The 16,980-nt window shown below is 53.8% G+C and carries 15 protein-coding genes; 6 read left to right on the forward strand and 9 right to left on the reverse strand.

Going from position 1 to position 16,980, the window contains the following annotated elements; all coding sequences use genetic code 11:
• Positions 1-7 precede the first annotated feature (7 nt).
• The gene (locus LA756_RS24615; RefSeq protein WP_224437372.1) at positions 8-2,299 is read right to left on the reverse strand and encodes an ATP-dependent helicase; all 2,292 of its coding nucleotides are present in this window, start codon (positions 2,297-2,299) and stop codon (positions 8-10) included.
• Positions 2,300-2,551: 252 nt separating this feature from the next.
• Here LA756_RS24615 and LA756_RS24620 point away from each other — a divergent pair, with 252 nt between their 5' ends.
• On the forward strand, positions 2,552-2,836 hold the full coding sequence (locus tag LA756_RS24620; RefSeq protein WP_105354087.1) for a DNA-directed RNA polymerase subunit alpha C-terminal domain-containing protein: 285 nt from the start codon (positions 2,552-2,554) through the stop codon (positions 2,834-2,836).
• Positions 2,837-2,885: 49 nt separating this feature from the next.
• Here the strand turns inward: LA756_RS24620 and LA756_RS24625 are convergent, their stop codons facing one another.
• The gene (locus LA756_RS24625) at positions 2,886-4,148 is read right to left on the reverse strand and encodes a PQQ-binding-like beta-propeller repeat protein (RefSeq protein WP_224437373.1); all 1,263 of its coding nucleotides are present in this window, start codon (positions 4,146-4,148) and stop codon (positions 2,886-2,888) included.
• A 147-nt stretch (positions 4,149-4,295) separates the two neighbouring features.
• On the opposite strand from LA756_RS24625, the gene LA756_RS24630 reads away from it, so the two are divergent.
• The 5 genes from LA756_RS24630 to polX all read left to right on the forward strand — a co-directional run bounded on the left by LA756_RS24630 (position 4,296) and on the right by polX (position 9,868).
• Positions 4,296-5,609, forward strand: coding sequence for a hypothetical protein (locus LA756_RS24630; protein ID WP_224437374.1), 1,314 nt, complete (start codon positions 4,296-4,298; stop codon positions 5,607-5,609).
• On the forward strand, positions 5,606-6,046 hold the full coding sequence (locus tag LA756_RS24635) for a hypothetical protein (protein WP_224437375.1): 441 nt from the start codon (positions 5,606-5,608) through the stop codon (positions 6,044-6,046). Before LA756_RS24630 ends, LA756_RS24635 begins: the two co-directional genes overlap by 4 nt.
• Positions 6,033-6,641: a hypothetical protein gene (locus LA756_RS24640; RefSeq protein ID WP_224437376.1), complete on the forward strand. Its 609-nt coding sequence runs from the start codon at positions 6,033-6,035 to the stop codon at positions 6,639-6,641. Before LA756_RS24635 ends, LA756_RS24640 begins: the two co-directional genes overlap by 14 nt.
• Before the next feature lie 234 nt (positions 6,642-6,875).
• The gene (locus tag LA756_RS24645; protein ID WP_224437377.1) at positions 6,876-7,985 is read left to right on the forward strand and encodes a hypothetical protein; all 1,110 of its coding nucleotides are present in this window, start codon (positions 6,876-6,878) and stop codon (positions 7,983-7,985) included.
• A gap of 146 nt (positions 7,986-8,131) precedes the next feature.
• Positions 8,132-9,868: a DNA polymerase/3'-5' exonuclease PolX gene (polX, locus tag LA756_RS24650; protein ID WP_224437378.1), complete on the forward strand. Its 1,737-nt coding sequence runs from the start codon at positions 8,132-8,134 to the stop codon at positions 9,866-9,868.
• On the opposite strand, the gene LA756_RS24655 is transcribed toward polX, so the two are convergent.
• The 7 genes from LA756_RS24655 to LA756_RS24685 all read right to left on the reverse strand — a co-directional run bounded on the left by LA756_RS24655 (position 9,865) and on the right by LA756_RS24685 (position 16,797).
• Positions 9,865-10,773 carry a sugar phosphate isomerase/epimerase gene (locus tag LA756_RS24655; RefSeq protein WP_224437379.1) on the reverse strand — a complete coding sequence of 303 codons (909 nt, stop codon included), beginning with the start codon at positions 10,771-10,773 and terminating at the stop codon, positions 9,865-9,867. The two genes, polX and LA756_RS24655, sit on opposite strands and share 4 nt — an antisense overlap.
• Positions 10,774-10,816: 43 nt before the next feature.
• Entirely contained in the window at positions 10,817-11,851 is a 1,035-nt protein-coding gene (locus tag LA756_RS24660; protein WP_224437380.1) for a hypothetical protein, read from the reverse strand.
• On the reverse strand, positions 11,832-12,500 hold the full coding sequence (locus LA756_RS24665) for a hypothetical protein (RefSeq protein ID WP_224437381.1): 669 nt from the start codon (positions 12,498-12,500) through the stop codon (positions 11,832-11,834). The genes LA756_RS24660 and LA756_RS24665 overlap by 20 nt, the downstream gene beginning before the upstream one ends.
• 267 nt (positions 12,501-12,767) lie before the next feature.
• Positions 12,768-13,295: a hypothetical protein gene (locus LA756_RS24670; RefSeq protein ID WP_224437382.1), complete on the reverse strand. Its 528-nt coding sequence runs from the start codon at positions 13,293-13,295 to the stop codon at positions 12,768-12,770.
• 446 nt (positions 13,296-13,741) lie between these two features.
• Positions 13,742-14,383: a hypothetical protein gene (locus tag LA756_RS24675; protein ID WP_224437383.1), complete on the reverse strand. Its 642-nt coding sequence runs from the start codon at positions 14,381-14,383 to the stop codon at positions 13,742-13,744.
• 123 nt (positions 14,384-14,506) lie between these two features.
• Positions 14,507-16,006: a hypothetical protein gene (locus tag LA756_RS24680; RefSeq protein WP_224437384.1), complete on the reverse strand. Its 1,500-nt coding sequence runs from the start codon at positions 16,004-16,006 to the stop codon at positions 14,507-14,509.
• 224 nt (positions 16,007-16,230) lie between these two features.
• The gene (locus LA756_RS24685) at positions 16,231-16,797 is read right to left on the reverse strand and encodes a hypothetical protein (RefSeq protein ID WP_224437385.1); all 567 of its coding nucleotides are present in this window, start codon (positions 16,795-16,797) and stop codon (positions 16,231-16,233) included.
• Positions 16,798-16,980 lie beyond the last annotated feature (183 nt).

Genomic DNA, 16,980 nt, shown 5'->3' on the forward strand with positions numbered 1-16,980 from the left:
AATAAGCTCAGTTCTTAGAGGCAGGTCGAAGTTCGGAAAAGGCGAGGACGAACTTCTTTTGTTCGCCGGTGACGAACTGAACGGTAGCCGTTCGTTTCGCCCCTTCGCCGCTCATGGCAATGATCTTGCCCAATCCGTATGTCGGATGCAGGACCGCCATGGATTGATGAAATTGATCCGGATCGGACTTAGGTTTCGCCGAATTCGGTCCCTTCACCATATCGGCTGCGGTCATCAGCATTTTAGACGACGCGGGGAGAGAATTACTTGGCGAGTCTTCAGAAAAATCGCCCGATTCGCCAACCTGATCGAACTCGTCCGGCGGAATATCGTGAATGTCTTCCCAATCGTCCGCGGGTGGGGCCTGCCTCCCCAGTGCTGCCTGAAAGTCCATTTCATCGCGTGGAAGCTCGAAGAGGAACTTACTTGGCACCGTCATCATTCGACGGCCGCGGAAATCGCGTTGGTTGGCAGTGCTGAGTTCTAGTTCTTCCTGGGCCCTGGTAATCCCCACGAACAATAACCGTCGCTCCTCTTCCAACTGAGCATCCGAGTCCTTCGAACGTTCGTGCGGAAGAAGTCCTTCTTCGATGGCCACGATGAACACATGCGGAAACTCGAGCCCTTTCGCAGCGTGAAGCGTCATTAGCGTGACGCGATCAAGTGCCGTATCGAATTCATCCGTTTCATTGACGAGTGCTTTGTCTTCCAGGTACTGCTCAAGCGTGCCATCCTCGGGATGCTGGAAGTCAAACTCGCGGGCCGAAGAAAGGAGTTCGTCGATGTTCTCCAGTCGGGAAACGTCATCTTCGTCGTCCGAGTTTTCAAACTGAGCACGGTAGCCGGTTTCGCTGAGAATGGCCCCGAGAATTTCTTCGACAGGTTCGTTGATCTTCAGCGACAGCCGATCGAACAGCGAGACAAACTTTGCGACGGCAACAGCGGCACGTTTGTTGAGCGTATCGATGACGCCAGCCTCGCGTGCGGCATCCATCATCGAGATACCATTATCGAGTGCGTGTACTTGAAGTTTAAGGATCGTTGTCTTGCCGATGCCACGCGTCGGAGTGTTGACGATTCGTGTAAAGGCAACGTCGTCGCGAGGGTTGTTCAGCAGCATGGCATAGGCCAGGACATCCTTAATCTCCTTCCGCTGATAAAACTCGACACCGCTGACAATCATGTATGGAATGCCCTGTTGTCGCAAAGCTTCTTCGTAAGCTCTGGAGAGTGCGTTGACTCGATAAAACAGGGCAAAGTCACGTGGTCGTCGTTTGCCTTGGGCGACTTGGGCCGCGATCCGAGTCGCGATGGCTTGGGCTTCTTCGTGACTGGTAACGTAGGTCAAAAGTCGGACCGGCTGACCAGACTCGCGATCGGTAAACAGCGATTTCTTCTTTCGCCGCTTGTTGTGTTCGATCAAGTGATCGGCGACCGAAAGGATGTTCGGCGTGCTGCGGAAGTTCTGTTCCAACCGCACCACTTTGACGTGCTCGAAGTCTTTCTCGAAATCAAGAATGTTATTTAGATTGGCTCCCCGCCAGCCATAGATCGATTGGTCAGGATCGCCAGTAACACCCAAGTTCGGGTGCTGCTGCGACAACGAACGCACCAAGAGATACTGAACCAGGTTGGTGTCCTGATATTCATCGACAAGGATGTAGCGGAATCGTTCGTCGAGCGCGGCCCGAAGATCAGGATTCTCTTGCAGCATCTGGGCGACGAGCATCAGCATGTCGTCAAAGTCAACTGCGTTCGCAGCGCGGAGCTGACGTTGGTATTCGGGATAGACGTCCCGCACGATCGAACTGATTGCGTTCGAGGAATTGGCCTCATAACGCTCGGGAAGAACCATGTTGTTCTTCGCCCAACTGATCGCGCGCGAAACTTTCTCCGGCGTGGCGTGCGACGTCGAGATTTCCTCGGTCTGCATGGCTCGCTTCAAGATCTGTAGCGAGTCGGATGTGTCGTAAATGGTGTAGTTTGGTTCGAGTCCGACTAGGTTGGAATAAGCGCGTAGCAACCGAGCGCAAAAGCGATGGAACGTGCTGACCCAAACGGTGCTTTCCGGGGCGAGGCGTTCGACGCGCGAACGCATCTCTTCGGCCGCTTTATTCGTGAACGTCAATGCGACGATCTGAGACGAATAAACACCACTTTTCAGCATGTAGGCAATGCGATGCGTCACCACGCGGGTCTTACCACTGCCAGGTCCCGCGAGCACAAGAATTGGCCCATCGACATGCGCAACCGCCTCGCGTTGACTTTCTGTCAGGCCTTCAAATAAGTGATCGGTCATCCATCAACCTATGTCATCGATGCTAGCCACTCGGGGCGTGCTGTCATCGCTAGCACCGAGTAGGTAGTTTCAGTAAATTTTTCCGAAACTGGTATTCAATTCTAAAGAAATGAGTATAGTAAACGCGATCGCGTCGCGAGACCCTTGGCGAGGACCCATTTTCGAAGCCAGGTTTCGAGCGACTGTGACTAGTGGTTCTAGGGATGAACCATGACCATTTTTACTTTTTCTTTTGCGATAGGGAGGGAACCCATGCCACGAATTCCTCTAAATTCGGCGGACCAACAGCACGACGATTTGTTGGCCAAGCTGGAAATGAGTACTGCGGAAATCGGATTGACTGTCCGCACTACGAATTGCCTTGAGGAAAAGGGCATCTTCACCGTTCGCGATCTGTTGAACTGCACACCAGCCGATTTGTTGAGCATCTCCAACTTCGGCGAAAAGACCCTCGACGAGGTCTACTCGGCGCTGGAAGGCGTTGGGTTCTATCGTCACACCCGCCAACTCGCTCGTGCCACGGCTGCTGCCGTTTAACGAGTACTCCATTTGCTTCACCGCAAAACTGGTAGCTCTGTCGCAGCGACTACGGAGTTTTACCAATCTGAAAACAGCGAATCGGTCCTCCCCGCGTGCCCGTTTCGCGAACCAACAAATAACCACCGCTCAGCGCAGGCAACGCACGAACGATGTCGTTGCTTGCGCGGAAGCGGCTGATCTCACTGAATTTCTTTTCATCGGGCAGAAACAAGATCGCGGTTCCTTCGTTGGTTACCGCAATCATCTTTCCATCGGCGTGAATCAGATGAGCCGTGCCTGGTAACGTTTCCGACCACATCACTTTTCCTGTGGCGAATTCTACGCAGCGAAGTTCCGGCGTACCGAGATCTTCCCGTCCATGTATCCCATATAAATAGTCGCCTACGAGCACCGGCGTGTTGTACTGACTCGAAAGAGAATCGTCGTTCTCCCAAATCGGTTTGAACTGATTTTTATCGAGCTGTACCAATTTGGCTCCGACACCATAACTGGCGGTAACGAAAAGCTTATCGCCGGAGACGATCGGAGTTGCGGCATTGACGGTTGGTCCCCGAGCGCCGAATGGGAATCCATAAATTGGGTTACCAGTGAACGGATCGACGATGGCGGTTTGCAGACGCGTCACGAACACGGCGTAGGGGCGATCGGCAATATTGGCCATTACTGGAGATGAATAGCTGGCTGCGTCATTGGTCGACTTCCACTGAAACTGACCATCTTCCAGACTGACGGCGACGATCCCGGCGCCATTGCGTCCACCGACATTCACGAGGACAGACTTGTCGAAAACAATCGGAGTACTTCCCGCACCAAAATATCCGTCCGGGGCGGCGAAGTGGCCAGCCAGATCTACTTCCCAGCGGAGTTTACCACTTTCGCGATCTACGCTTCGGAGGATTCCAGCGGCTCCGTATACAATCACCGCATCTTTGGTTACCACGGGAACGCAGCGGGGGCCATCGTCCGGGTTAATGGACGGTTGATACGAGGCTCGCATATCGCGGGTCCAAATCTTCTTGCCCGTTTTGAGTTCGACAGCCTCGAGAAGTTCCGATCGGCTTTCCCGGTGAAATAGATAGACGACGCCATCCGCAACGGCAGGTCCAGCGTATCCAGTACCGAGATTCTTTTTCCAAATTTCGTCAGGCCCTTTTTCTGGCCATTTATCCAGCAGCTTTTCCTCTTCGGCGTGCCCATTTCGGTTGGGGCCCAGAATTTGAGGCCAATCGCCAGACATGGCAATGCTGGGGATAATTGCCATGGCGACAGCTACCCCGAGGAAATTCCAGCAGAATCGGCGAGTAATCATGAGAGAAACCTGAGGGGAGTCGGTGCCGCGAAGTGTTGAATCCAGTTATATTTAGCATGGTATCGCGCAGGACGGTCTCGAGCCAATCGGCTGCTCCTGCTCGAGAACAGCTCGACTTGTCGCTTCGTTGGTTTCCAAAGAGACAGTATGCCTCGCTGGTTTCGCATCTGGGAGAAAAAACGCGGTTCCCGCCGAACCGTTTCGCGTGTCGTCGCCAGTGTTGGCGAGACCTTTTTCTTCTCTGCGCTCTTCTTTTTTGGTGTCATCTTCACGGCAATGACCATGGCATCGACGGTTCTGGAGACCTGGCCGATTCGGACCATGTTCCCGGAAGTTGCCTACGTGGAAGGGGAATGCACTATCCACGAGACACGCGTGGTTCAGACAGGTACCGATGACTACCCGCGTTATCAACCGGAAGCTCTTGTCGTACTGGAACTTCCTGATCGTCAGTACTCGCACTGGACACTGCGACGCTCGCCGACGGAGTATTCGACCGAAGAAGCGGCGTGGAATCGGCTTGATGGCTACGAGCCAGGCTGGATTTACCCTTGTTGGTACGATCCAGATAGTCCTGGACAAAGCGTCATTTTGGCTCGCACACCAGCGTGGGGGTTATGGGTCATCTTTCTCGTGCTGATCTCGTTTATTGTCATCGGCGGGATTGGTTTGATTTATACGCTGCTCTTGATGGGCACATCCGTTGAACGCCGTGCTGCGATCGCGAAGAAAGCGAAGACGCTAGATCTCATTCGCGAAGCGATGCCCCCAGCGACCTATCCGTCGATTCCAAACGATGCCAACTTAACGAACAGTCCCGGTGTCCGTCTGGCATTTCGCTTGCCGATTGAAGTCTCGCCGGGCTGGTGGCTCTTGGCGACGTTGATTTTCAGCCTGCTTTGGAGCGGCATGGCTGGCGTTTTCTTTATTGCCGCGTTGGGAAATCATATTGCCGGAAAACCTGATTGGATGCTGACAATCGTTTCGTTGCCGACGATCGGTATCGCATTGGCGGCGATTTCGCAGTTTCTGAGGGAAGTGACCGCTCATACGCGCGTCGGGCCGACTGGTTTGGAAATATCCAACCATCCCCTTTATCCTGGAAAGGAATACCGCGTCTTCGTTACCCAGGCAGGTAAGATGAAAGTGAAGCAGTTGCGGATCTCGCTGATCTGTGAAGAGGCCGCCACGTTCCTGCAAGGGACCGACGTACGCAGCGAAGTCAAGCGCGTGGTGGAAGAAGAGGTCGCAGTCGCTAAAGGTTTTGAGATCAAGCCCGGTCTGCCGTTCGAGGCCGATTACCAGTTGAAAGTTCCTGAAGGGTGTATGCATAGTTTCAAGTCGGATCACAATGCGATTCATTGGAAACTGCTGGTGCATATCAACGCCGAGCATTCCACGCGACTGACTCGCAGTTTTCCGATTGTCGTCTATCCGGCCGACGTGGAGATGGTGCGATGAGCCCGAATCCAAAAATTGAGATCACACTTGACCGGCCAAGTCGCGTTTACCTTCCTGACGAAGAACTGATCGCCAGTTTCGAGATTACCGGAATTCGTCCGTCAGAAGTACAAGCCATCGAGGCATCTGTGCTTTGGTACACCGAAGGAACTGGGGAAGAGGATCTCGCCACGCATGATTTCCGCCGTTTGCTTCCGCTCGACCGGAACGATGCCGACTTAACAAAACGTCGCAAATTCCAAACGCGTTTGCCGCGCAGTCCACTGTCTTACCAGGGACTAATCGTCAAGATACGCTGGGCGATTCGTGTGCGTGTGTTCATGCAGCAAGGCCGCGAATTCATGGAAGAAGTTCCATTCCGTCTCGGCGAGCTTTCTCCGGCGGTTGCCATTTCGGCGAAAGCTTCCAGCAGGAAACGAGCCGATGATGCAGCGTAATCCGTTTTCCACACGATTCACGCGTCCTGGGGCGATACCGTTTATTTTTCCGGATAACGACACGCTCGATTTCATTTTGCAAACGATGCGGAATCCAGGCACGCAGCGATCTATTGTCGGGCCGCATGGAAGTGGAAAGTCGACGCTGCTGGAAAGCCTTTCGAAGCATTGGGCAGAGATTGGCTTGAACGAGCAACGTGTCCGACTGACAGCATCGCGAAAGCGTGAGCCGATTCCGATTGGCACACTCGACGTAAGTTCGATTTTGGTGATCGACGGATTCGAGCAGCTTTCTTTCTGGCGACAACGATGGATACGCTGGCGCTGCCAGCACAAAGGGGCCCGGCTGTTGGTGACGTGCCATGCCGAGTGCGGCATTCCTGTGTTACTGCGAACCGAAGCAAAGCAAACGCTTGCATTGGAGCTCGCAAGAATGCTTTTTGCCTGCGACACAACGCCTTACGAAAAGTCCCTGGAAGAGCTTTGGGAAGAAGAGCCTGGCGATATACGTGCGTACTTCTTCCGGTTATATCACTGGTGCGAATCGCACGGAATTTATCAATCATCCGGCCAGACGGTGCTACCAGGCTGCTAATCTTTCGCTGATCGGAACGCTTTTTCTGGTCGACGTCGCTTCGCCGATTGGCACTTGCGACGCCGTGAGCAGGCGAAGTTGGGAAAATCGTTGCGATTTTTTCTGTTCTGACTCAAGCCTGTGATCTATTCTTCACCGTCCCTTTTTATCGATGCGAGGCTATGGAGGCCCGACTTTTGGAGGTTCGAAGGATCGACGACCTGATGCGTTTTCAACCGGAAGGATATTTCCCGGATGACTGCTTCGCCGATCAAGACCGTTCTTACGTTGGTTGTTTGCAGCTTGACTGTCTTTAACAACCCTAGCGCTGCCCAGGCTTGTTGGCTGACCGACTGGCTATGGGGTAACGACGAAGCCTATCCCGTTGCGCCCCCGGTGATCACGACCAACTATCCTGCATATCCCACCGTTCAGGCAAACTATCAGCCGTCGGTGTATGGTTCTTGTCCTCCTGGTACCGGAGTGACGACCGTTGGCTACGCGCCGGCGATGAACTACAACTCGCAGGTTCAACGTATTCCAACGACCGTTTATCGCCCTGTTCCGGTTTACCAACCGAATTCGGCAGGGGTGCCTGTCGTCGGCTATCAAGGCTGCACGACCAATCGATACCAAGTTCAGCGCGTTCCTGCGTTCGGCGCAGCGTCGGTGCCTGCATCGTCGAGTTGCGGTTGTGCTTCCAACGGTTACTCGGTCCCCGCTACATCGGCACCGAGTGGTACGATCACTTCGCCCCAGCCAGGCGAGTGGATGCCACGCAACGATCAGCCAGCGGCCCAGTACCAGCAGCCACAGCAACAATTTCAGGCAGCTCCTCAGGGTTCGACCTATTCGGCTCCGAGCTCGCAGTACTCGACTCAGCCAAGTCCCCAACCGCAGCAGTATTTAGGGCCACCAACTACGCAGCCAAATCAGCCTGCCGATACGCGTCCGGCGCTGCGACCAGAAATGGAAGGTCCTTCGCTGAACAGCTCGGGTGGCGTGACGATCGAAAGCTCGACAAGTGCGGCTCCGATCAATCGTTACATGCCGCAGCCGGTGACTAGCCAGCGACCAGCTCCTTCGGCAACGATTACGCCATCGTCGACCGCTCCGGCTCCAAGTGGCCAGTGGAAAGTGGCTCCGGTCACGCCGATTCCAGATCCTCAGTTTTCCAACTCGGGCTCGTCCAACGAAGCACCTCGCCTGCTTGATCCACGCGACAAGACGGCCGGTTTGGATCAGCGGACGCCTGTGATTCCGGCAAGCTACCAAATGGCAACCCAGCCACCACGCAACACCTATTCGCCGCCCAAGGCTTCAATCCAAGCGAACAACGACGGCTGGTACTCACTGGATAAATAGTCGCTTTCAGCGATAGAATATTTTCAATGAAAAGGAGCTCTCGAATCGAGGGCTCCTTTTTCATGCGCGGTGGGGGAGTTGATCGAATCGAATGGCAGTCGCTACGCTGAAGGAGGACACACGAATCACTTTCTTTGGCGGACGCCATGAACAACGCTCAAATTGCTGCCAAGTTCGATATGCTGGCAGATCTTCTCGAATTCCAAGGTGCCAACTCATTTCGAATTCGAGCCTACCGAAACGCGTCGCGGACGATTGAAGGCCTCTCGCAACAGATTAGCGACCTCTTGGAAGACAAGTCGCAAAAGCTGACCGACTTGGAAGGAATCGGCAAAGATCTCGCCGACAAATGCCAGGTGCTTGTCGAAACCGGAAAGCTGCCTCAGCTAGAAGAGCTGCAAAGCAAGATTCCGCAGTCGGTTCTCGCCATGTTGCGAATCCCAGGCCTAGGTCCAAAAAAGGCGGCCGTCATCTACAAAGAGTTGGGCATCGCCACGTTGGAAGACCTGCGCGAGGCCTGTCAGCAGGAGCGTGTACGAGCGTTAAAGGGTTTCGGAGCAAAAACCGAGCAGACCATTCTTAATGGCATCGATCTCGCCGCGACGGCTGAGCAGCGAGTTTATTGGGCGAAAGCGGACCAGTTAGTCGCTCGGCTGCGAGAACATCTGGAAAGTGTTGCAGGAATCGACAGATTAACGTTCGCTGGCAGTTATCGCCGCGGCAAGGAAACCGTGGGAGATATCGATATTTTGACCGTTGCCGATTCCGCTACCGCGGCAATGGATCGTCTCGGGGAGTTCCCGGAGCTGGAAGAGGTTATTGCTCGAGGCGATACGAAGATGTCGATCCGCCTGGTCAACAACATGCAGGTCGACTTACGCGTCGTACCAGCGAAAAGCTACGGTGCAGCGATGCAGTACTTTACTGGATCGAAAGAACACAACGTTAAGATTCGAGGGATCGCCAAGCAGCTTGGGTTGAAAGTCAACGAATATGGCGTGTTCAAAGTCGAAGAGAACGGAGACGAAACGTACGTTGCCGGAGAGACCGAAGAGGATGTGTATGGGGCCCTCGATTTACCATGGTTTCCGCCAGAATTGCGTGAGAACCGCGAAGAGTTCAAGCTCGCGGAGTCTGGTGGCTTTCCGGCATTGATCACCGTGGAAGATATTGTTGGCGATATGCATATGCATACCGACGCAACCGACGGTGTGAACACGTTGGAGGAAATGATCGAAGCTGCCATTGCAAAAGGGTATAAGTACATCGCGATTACCGACCACTCCAAACGTGTCAGCATGGCCAACGGTTTGAATGCCGAGCGGCTGCTAGATCAGTGGAAGACGATCGATCAGCTGAACAAGAAATACGACGGTCAGATTCAGATCCTCAAAGGGCTTGAATGCGACATTCTTGAGAAGGGGGGCATGGATCTGCCGGACGATGTCCTTTCGCAAGGAGATTGGATTATTGCCAGTGTTCACTACGGGCAAAACCAACCGAAAGAGCAGATTACTGACCGAATTATTGGGGCTCTAGAAAACCCCAATATCTGCATCGTTGCACACCCAACGGGAAGGCTGCTCAACCGGCGCGAACCGTATGAAGTCGACTTGGAGGCGGTGCTGCAGTGTGCCAAGGAGAACCGCAAGTTCGTGGAGCTGAATGCCAACCCGGCGCGGCTCGACTTGAATGACATTCAGTGTCACGCCGCAAAACAACGCGGCATTCCAATCGGAATCAACAGCGACGGCCACAAGATCGAAGGGCTCGAAGTGATGCGTTACGGAATTATGCAGGCACGTCGAGCAGGGTTAACCAAGGAGGACGTCGTGAACACGCGTCCTTGGAAAGAGATTCAAAAGCTACTTGGCCGAACTTAACCCATCGCTTCACGTAGTGTCTCGATGAACTTCGGGCACTCTTCGCGTGGATTTTCGTTCTCTTCATATTCCAGTACGACGAAGCCACGATAGTTGGCTTCGCTGAGGATGTCGAAGACTCGTTTGAAGTCGGTCGGGACCTTCTTTTTATCAGGGCCAGAGACCACCACTTTGATTTGCGCATTCAGTGCGTAGGGAGCCACTTGCGCGAGCTCGCCATAGATGTCATCGCTGTGGAAGTTGCCAGAATCTAGATTCACGCCAAACCACTCGCTATCGACAGCTTGAACAAGCTTCAGCAGTCCAGCAGCCGTGGCCGTGGGACCACCATGATTTTCCAAGGCCAGGAAGACGCCATGTTTTCCGGCATAGTCGCAGACTTCATTCAAGCCTTCGACCATCAATTTGTGTGTTTCTTCCGCGGAAACGCCCTTCTTTTGATGCCCGGCAAAAACGCGAATGACCGGAGCCCCAAGCATCGCCGCGTTTTCAATCCATGTCTTGGTGAGTTGGATTTGCTCGTCGCGTTTTTCCCCAGGCGGATGTCCAAAGTCGTTTCCGATTGCTGTTCCGGAAACGCTAAGCCCTTGGCGGAATGCGTGCGACTTCAAGTCATACAAATATCCCGGCGTCACATCTTTGGGGAAGTAATAGGATGTCAGCTCGGTTCCGTCGAGCTGCATCTTGGCGCAGTCATCGATGAACGTCTTCAGCGTCACGCCAGAGTTGGCATCTTGCAGCAGCTTGCGGTAGCTATAAGCGGCCAAGCTCAGCTTGAATTTCGGTGCCTTGCGATCGGCAATGGGCTCCGCGGCTGGCAAAGTTCCCGGCAACATACCGGCAGCAGCGAGACAGGACGTGCCAAGCATCAGCTGGCGGCGCGAAATGGTTCCGTGAGACTTCATCGAGGAGGCTCCTTCGCGGGAGGTTGGTTTTCGCCGGGAACTTCTAGGCTCCAGCGTTGGCAGGTTCGGCAGAGCGATCTGATTTCGACGTCGACTCGCTCTCGGCAGGGGAGGGCAGGGCCAGCGATTCCCAGGGAGAGAACGCGAAGCTCAGACCGATCATCAGGATAGCAAATTCCCAATGCCCAGTAACTAGTCCTAGCCCTGTCCAGTGCAGTACAGCCAAGGCGGTCAGCAGGGGACGCCAGATTCGGAACCAAATCAATAGTCCGAACGCGAGTTCGAAAAAGACCACCATGTGCGTCCAACCGAAGACGATCAGCCGAGTGCCTTCGGAAGCACGCAGGAATGTCAGATCAATCAAACGGTTCTCTGGCTGAGCGATCAGCCACCACATCGCTTCGCCATTCCACCAGACCGGGTTGCCAAGCTTGGCGAACGCCATCATCCAGTAAAACGCGACGAGGTGAACTTGGATCAAGCGAACGGCGATATGAGCACCAAAAGAAGGAGGAATCGCTTCGGTGTCCCCTTTTCGAGCTCGCAGCCAGGCATCGACCGAATAGTAAGCTCCGCAAGGAGCCAAGCACAAATAGATCATTACAGGGCAGAGCAGCGGTTCGAGCAATCCCATCAGCATCGGGGCTCTTTCGGCGTACGATAGCACGAAAATTGTCGCAGCGACTGCCGTAAACCGTGCTTGAAAACCGATGGTGAATAGCAAGATCGATACAATTGCGATGGCATGCAGCACGTACAGCTGGGTGGCGGAGTGGGCCAGCTTGAACAGCGACCATTGATAGACAGGAACTGTCGGGTCGTCCGCACCGATCAATCGATTGGTGCGATCGATCGGCATGATGCCGCCATCGGCGAACCAGATCGCGAGTTCCGATGTAAACGACAATGCATAAATCAACGCGACAACGCCAGCCACGATACGCAAAACGCTGACCGCTTTGGGGCTGTCTTTCTGAAACCAGAATCGATTCCAGCTTTCAGAGATGGTATCGGAGAACCGAGTGAAATAATTGCCAAGCACGCGTGGGGTTCCTGTATTACTCGACCGGCGCGACATGTTCGGTCGCCATTTCTTTGATCAGCTGGAATGAACCTTCCGAATCGAGGAGGACCGTGGCGCGGTACAACTCTGTCTCGTAGGAAGGATCTCTTGGGTTCTCGTGGAAAACCTGACCGTCGATTTGCAGTTCCATCGGCTGAGGACGTCGTCGGATACAACTGATGGACACTTTGGGACTGCCGGTCTGGCGAAGGAAATATTGGCCGATCCCTTTGGTAATTTCCGCTGGCAACGTGTCGTCGTTAATCTCGGCCTGCATGCCGACGATCTTCGCGAGCCGTTCGTAGCGGTAAGGGTCTTTCAGACCGGAACCCAGCATGGGGCCTGGCACTGTGTAGGTTTGCGGCTCACCTTCGGGAGACGTGGCTTCAACGCGGAAGAAGTGTTCGTAGTCGGTCGGGGTGCCGGAATAAACGCTATATGGCGAGGCTCGCACTTCAAGATTGAGCGGCTCGGTATAAAGCTGGAACAAATTTAACAGCTTCTCATGCAGCAGCGACGAATAGCCACCTCCGAGCGAGCTGGAAACGACGACCCATAGCCCAAACAAATAGACAAACAGAACTAGCGAAATAACGCTGCGAGTTTTCGGGCTGAGGCCGGCAAAGTCGGGGGATTCTCCGGCAGGAGGCTTAGTCGAAGGCATGCAAACGCTCTTAGAGTAAACGTCAGGTAGGACTACTTCTTTGATTGTAGTTCGTGACAGAAGGTGGTTCGAACGACTTCCACAAATTGTGGCTCATTCGGCCATGCAAATAGGCAAATAAAAAGACCCGGAGTTCCTGGTGAGGAAAACCGGGTCTTTTTTGAATCCTCTGAGGATCGCGGGCAACAGGGCAAATCCCGCAAGCCATCAGCAGACTTTCCCTTAGTGTCCGCAGGCCTGGTCCACTAAGAGAGAGCTAAAGCCAAATTAGGCTTCAGCTGGTGGTGCTGGAGGAGCTTCTTCCGAAGGGGAAGCAGCTTCAGCTGGCACTGGTGCTGGAGCCGGAGCGGCTTCAGGAGCAGCACAAGTTGGTTCTGGAGCACACGAGGTGCAACCGGTGTCACAACCACCACAAGCAACGGGTTCCGGAGCACAGCAGGTTGGCTCAGGAGCGCAGCAAGTAGGTTCTGGTGCACAGCAGGTTGGTTCTGGTGCACAGCAGCTACGGCGAGCCTTCAAACGTGCGAACAGACCACCACCGCAATGCTTCTTGTGCTTACGACCACAGCATGCTGGTTCTGGTTCGCAGCAAGCTGGTTCTGGAGCACAGCAGGTAGGCTCTGGTGCACAGCACGAAGCCTTACGATGACCGAAAAGACCACCACAGGACTTGTGATGACCACCGAAACAACCATGGCAACCGAAGCCAGCGTCAGCTTGACGCTCGCCACCGATCAAAGCCATACCGACGACCGCGAAAAAGATCGCGATACCGAGAGTGAAAACACGATTCATTTGAGAATCCTCCAAACTACTTCACTTACCGAAGTGCACGGGAGTAAAACACGAAGACGCCGTCCGACGTGATCCCCCGACCACGACGGCAAAACGTCGGAGGACATTACCCGATGACTTGTTAGGATCATCGGAAACCCCGCGAACCATTCCCAGATTACCCTGTTGTGAATCTGTGGTGATTACGCGGAATTTATGCGTTACAAAGCATAGGCCGTAAAATTACCAAGCCTGGAAGCCAAGTCAAGCAGTGCGAAGGGGATTTAGAGTGTTTAGAGAAGATTTTCCGCACACCCCTCACAACCGGAAATCACACGTGCTTGACCGCAAACCCGATTCGGTTATCCGTGGAAACTTAGCACAAGAAATAGAAAATGCCTTGCAATAACGTGCATTTTCGCACCATTGCAAGGCACTAGGTTGTCTTATTAGCCGCTATTGATGGTTTAGCGGTTAAGTGTCGAAGAATGCGAGGCAGGCATTACCTGTGAGTTTTCACCGGCAGCGTTTCCACGACGCGTCAATTCCAGCTCAGCTCGCTGTTGTTGAGCCAGCATGTCCAGTGGGTCCTCGAAATTCATCACGAGGGGAGCTTCTCCCGAAAATAATTCGGTAGCCATGCCGGCAACCGCCCATCCGGAGGGTTCTTTGCGAAGGATCCAGACAATTTCGTATGTCTGACGTCGGCCAGCGTCATCGACGTCGGTCCAGTTCGACTCAACGTGACAAATGTCTCGTGCTTCTGTCGTGTAGATCGTTTGACCGACGACAAACTTAGCTGTTGCACTTCCTGGCGGACGAACCACCATGTCGTGCTTGGCGGTTTCCAAGCGTGCTTTGGTCGTGAGCAGACGGCTTGTCGTGGCTGCATCGCCTTGGCGTAACGAGATCAGGAACAAGTCCACTACCGCTTTCGGGTTTTGGACTGCCTTTTGGACATCGTCCTGAATTTTCTCGACGACGATGTTTTCGTCGGTCGCTTCAGGAGACGTGCTGTTCTGGGCCGTATCGGATGGATTGTTCGATTGATTGCAACCAACAAGAATGGTCGCAGCCAGTAACAACCACGCGTACTTGCTTCCGTGCATGACGCTTAATTCCTTACTGATAATTCGCACCGCGGCAGCCATTTGCTGCCCGGCTTTAACGGAGAACAGTTGGGAATTTCCCAAAACAGGGAAGAAGTGTCAACGTCGATTTTTGGTCAATTACTAACCGGCCCCAAGTCCGCGATCAAACGCGTCTTGTTCGCGAAGGTACACCGCCAAAGTCGACTCGAACGTCTGGCTGGAAATCTTGTAGCTCGGATCCTGGTCGGTGTAGTTGTTGCAATGGGCAACCAGCAAACGATACAGGAACTTGAACAAATGTCGCGGCACGCGAAGCTGGCGAAATGCCTCGAAAATACGTTGTTTCGAGATACTTTCGTCAAACATGTCCTGCAGGGAAGGGGCCTCGCCGTTGGAGACTGCCTGCACGCGAGCACTTGCGACGTCGTACAGTGCTTCGCTTGTCCACTGCAGCGACGGAATCATGTTCTGCTTGTCGAGACGTGCTCGTTGATAGAACTCTTTGTTCTCGCGTTCAACGAACTGCTGCAGTTCAATTGGCAGCAGCAGTTTCACGCCGATGCCTGATTGCTTGAGGAATTTGTTGTCGAGCATCGGCCAAAGCAGCAGACGCATCAGTTCCGGTGAGCCGTTGATTAGATGGGGTTCGTCCACTCGGTCGACAATCACAATAATCCCAGTCACATCCAGGGATCGCAGAATGCCGTTGAACTTGTTCAGCATCGCATAGCGATCGTCGGTGCGAGGGTGCATCGGCAACGGCTGCGAAGAAAGCTCGCTCATCGGAAACGTCATCAACGTGCGAGCGAGTGGAATACGTTCGTGATTGCTCACTTTCACATTTCGATAGATTCGGTGAGCCTTCCACACGGCTCGGGTTGCTTTGATAAGCCATGGCATCCAGCCAGCGATAAACGCGATCAGGTAGAGCCACCATGGGCCGACCAGATCGCCGCGACCGATCAGCAGCGAAGCAATCACGGCCACGAGCACCACCGAGGTGACCACGCCGATTGAAAACGCTCCCCACGATTGCAGCGACCAGACGTTCAGCTTTTTACGCAGCGCAGCCCAGCGGGATTTGAACGTTTCGGTGGTCGATTCGTCGTAACAAGCGGCTAGAAGAAGCAAGTCGCGAGCCTGGTTTTTATCGAGTTTCGCAACGCTACTGTCGCTGATGTCGCAGCCTGGGGTGGCCATGCTGTTGCGGGTGCTCAAGATGCGGTCGATCAAACTGGTCACGCCAATCATCAGGATGGCGTCCATGTGATCCCACAGCATCCAACGCTTTAACGTTCGATCAGGGCGGCGACTACGTCCGATTTGGTGTTCGCGGAATCGATCGAGGTACGGATTGAAGTCGTCGTACTCGATGACGTAAACCTGTTGTGTCGGGTTTTCTCGGTTATAGCGGGCAATGTGGTCGACGATTTGTAGCCGCATAGCCGTTTTTCCGGCTCCTTTTTCACCAAACACAATCGAGGTGGAAGGATCTTGCGGGTCGCCAAATACTTTCTGCCAGGCAGGGTGATAGGTGGTATCGATGCAGCCACTTTTGAAGACGGTGTCGGTCTGGGCGTCCTCAACGGCGAATGGGTTCGATTGAATACCGTAGTGTTCCAGGAACTGATGAATCTTCATGGATGTCCGCGTCGGGGAAGAATCGACAAAATCGTTAACGTCGACGAAAACCTGGCAATCGATCGAGTCTTCGCCGTTTTACTCCACACTAATATAGCCCTGGCTACAGACGGGGACGATCAGGGACTCGATTTCCTACGATTTCGCGCCAGGCGTTAATTAAGTGCGCATAAAAAAGGGAGGCGAACGGAAAGAATCGCCTCCCTTGGCTGCTTCTTAGGGAATTAGGACGCCGCCTTTTTCACTTTCAGGCTCTTCACCATTTCCATGAACTTTTCTTTGTTCGCATCGACGGTTGTCGATGGACCGTAGAACTTCAGGAAGTAGTTGCCTAGCTTGTCGGTAGTGATAATCGCGGCCAGCATGGTGTAGCCTTCTTTGACTTCAGCTGGGGCGAAAGGGCCACGCTGGTCTTTGAAGTCACCCACGAGTTCGACGATGTGTACTTTCTGGTCGGCGATCGTGACTTCTTTGACCGAAGCTTCCTTGGTCATTTTCACGAACTGGCCTTTCCAGCGGTCGATGTTCGCATCGATGCTCCCTCCGGCCCCCATCAGCGTGACACGGCCAGCCGTTTCGTCCCCTTTGGCAGCAGGAACTTGCATTTCGACGTCGATAATGCCAACGCGTGGCTTGACCGACTTCCAGCCTTCAGGGGCATCCATTTCCAGATGGCCTTCCCCGAAGGAGATCGTTTCGGAGGCCTTTTTCTCGGCCGGCTTGTCCTCGGCGACAACGGCAAAGGCAGTCAAAAGAACCAGGCCGATAGCGACCGGGGAAAAACGTTTCATCACGTGTAGCTCCTGCAAATGGGGGCGAATTTCAACGAGAGGGTATCTCTCATGATATCCGTAAAAGTGGGTCAATTCATCCATCTTGCCAGTTTGACGGTGGCAGACTGCAGAATTTTACGACGAATCTAACGATTCAGTTCGGAAATTGTGCCCTGAACGTGCCGAGGATCGTCGGTCACT

Source organism: Bremerella sp. TYQ1 (assembly GCF_020150455.1).
Taxonomy (GTDB): Bacteria; Planctomycetota; Planctomycetia; order Pirellulales; family Pirellulaceae; genus Bremerella; species Bremerella volcania_A.

Bases quoted from the DNA above. Each gene is read 5' to 3' on its own strand.
- polX (WP_224437378.1), top strand. From the start codon at position 8,132: ATGAACAACGCTCAAATTGCTGCCAAGTTCGATATGCTGGCAGATCTT.
- LA756_RS24620 (WP_105354087.1), top strand. From the start codon at position 2,552: ATGCCACGAATTCCTCTAAATTCGGCGGACCAACAGCACGACGATTTG.
- LA756_RS24685 (WP_224437385.1), bottom strand. From the start codon at position 16,797: ATGAAACGTTTTTCCCCGGTCGCTATCGGCCTGGTTCTTTTGACTGCC.
- LA756_RS24665 (WP_224437381.1), bottom strand. From the start codon at position 12,500: ATGCCTTCGACTAAGCCTCCTGCCGGAGAATCCCCCGACTTTGCCGGC.
- LA756_RS24625 (WP_224437373.1), bottom strand. From the start codon at position 4,148: ATGATTACTCGCCGATTCTGCTGGAATTTCCTCGGGGTAGCTGTCGCC.
- LA756_RS24655 (WP_224437379.1), bottom strand. From the start codon at position 10,773: ATGAAGTCTCACGGAACCATTTCGCGCCGCCAGCTGATGCTTGGCACG.
- LA756_RS24675 (WP_224437383.1), bottom strand. From the start codon at position 14,383: ATGCACGGAAGCAAGTACGCGTGGTTGTTACTGGCTGCGACCATTCTT.
- LA756_RS24660 (WP_224437380.1), bottom strand. From the start codon at position 11,851: ATGTCGCGCCGGTCGAGTAATACAGGAACCCCACGCGTGCTTGGCAAT.
- LA756_RS24680 (WP_224437384.1), bottom strand. From the start codon at position 16,006: ATGAAGATTCATCAGTTCCTGGAACACTACGGTATTCAATCGAACCCA.
- LA756_RS24640 (WP_224437376.1), top strand. From the start codon at position 6,033: ATGATGCAGCGTAATCCGTTTTCCACACGATTCACGCGTCCTGGGGCG.
- LA756_RS24670 (WP_224437382.1), bottom strand. From the start codon at position 13,295: ATGAATCGTGTTTTCACTCTCGGTATCGCGATCTTTTTCGCGGTCGTC.
- LA756_RS24635 (WP_224437375.1), top strand. From the start codon at position 5,606: ATGAGCCCGAATCCAAAAATTGAGATCACACTTGACCGGCCAAGTCGC.
- LA756_RS24645 (WP_224437377.1), top strand. From the start codon at position 6,876: ATGACTGCTTCGCCGATCAAGACCGTTCTTACGTTGGTTGTTTGCAGC.
- LA756_RS24615 (WP_224437372.1), bottom strand. From the start codon at position 2,299: ATGACCGATCACTTATTTGAAGGCCTGACAGAAAGTCAACGCGAGGCG.
- LA756_RS24630 (WP_224437374.1), top strand. From the start codon at position 4,296: ATGCCTCGCTGGTTTCGCATCTGGGAGAAAAAACGCGGTTCCCGCCGA.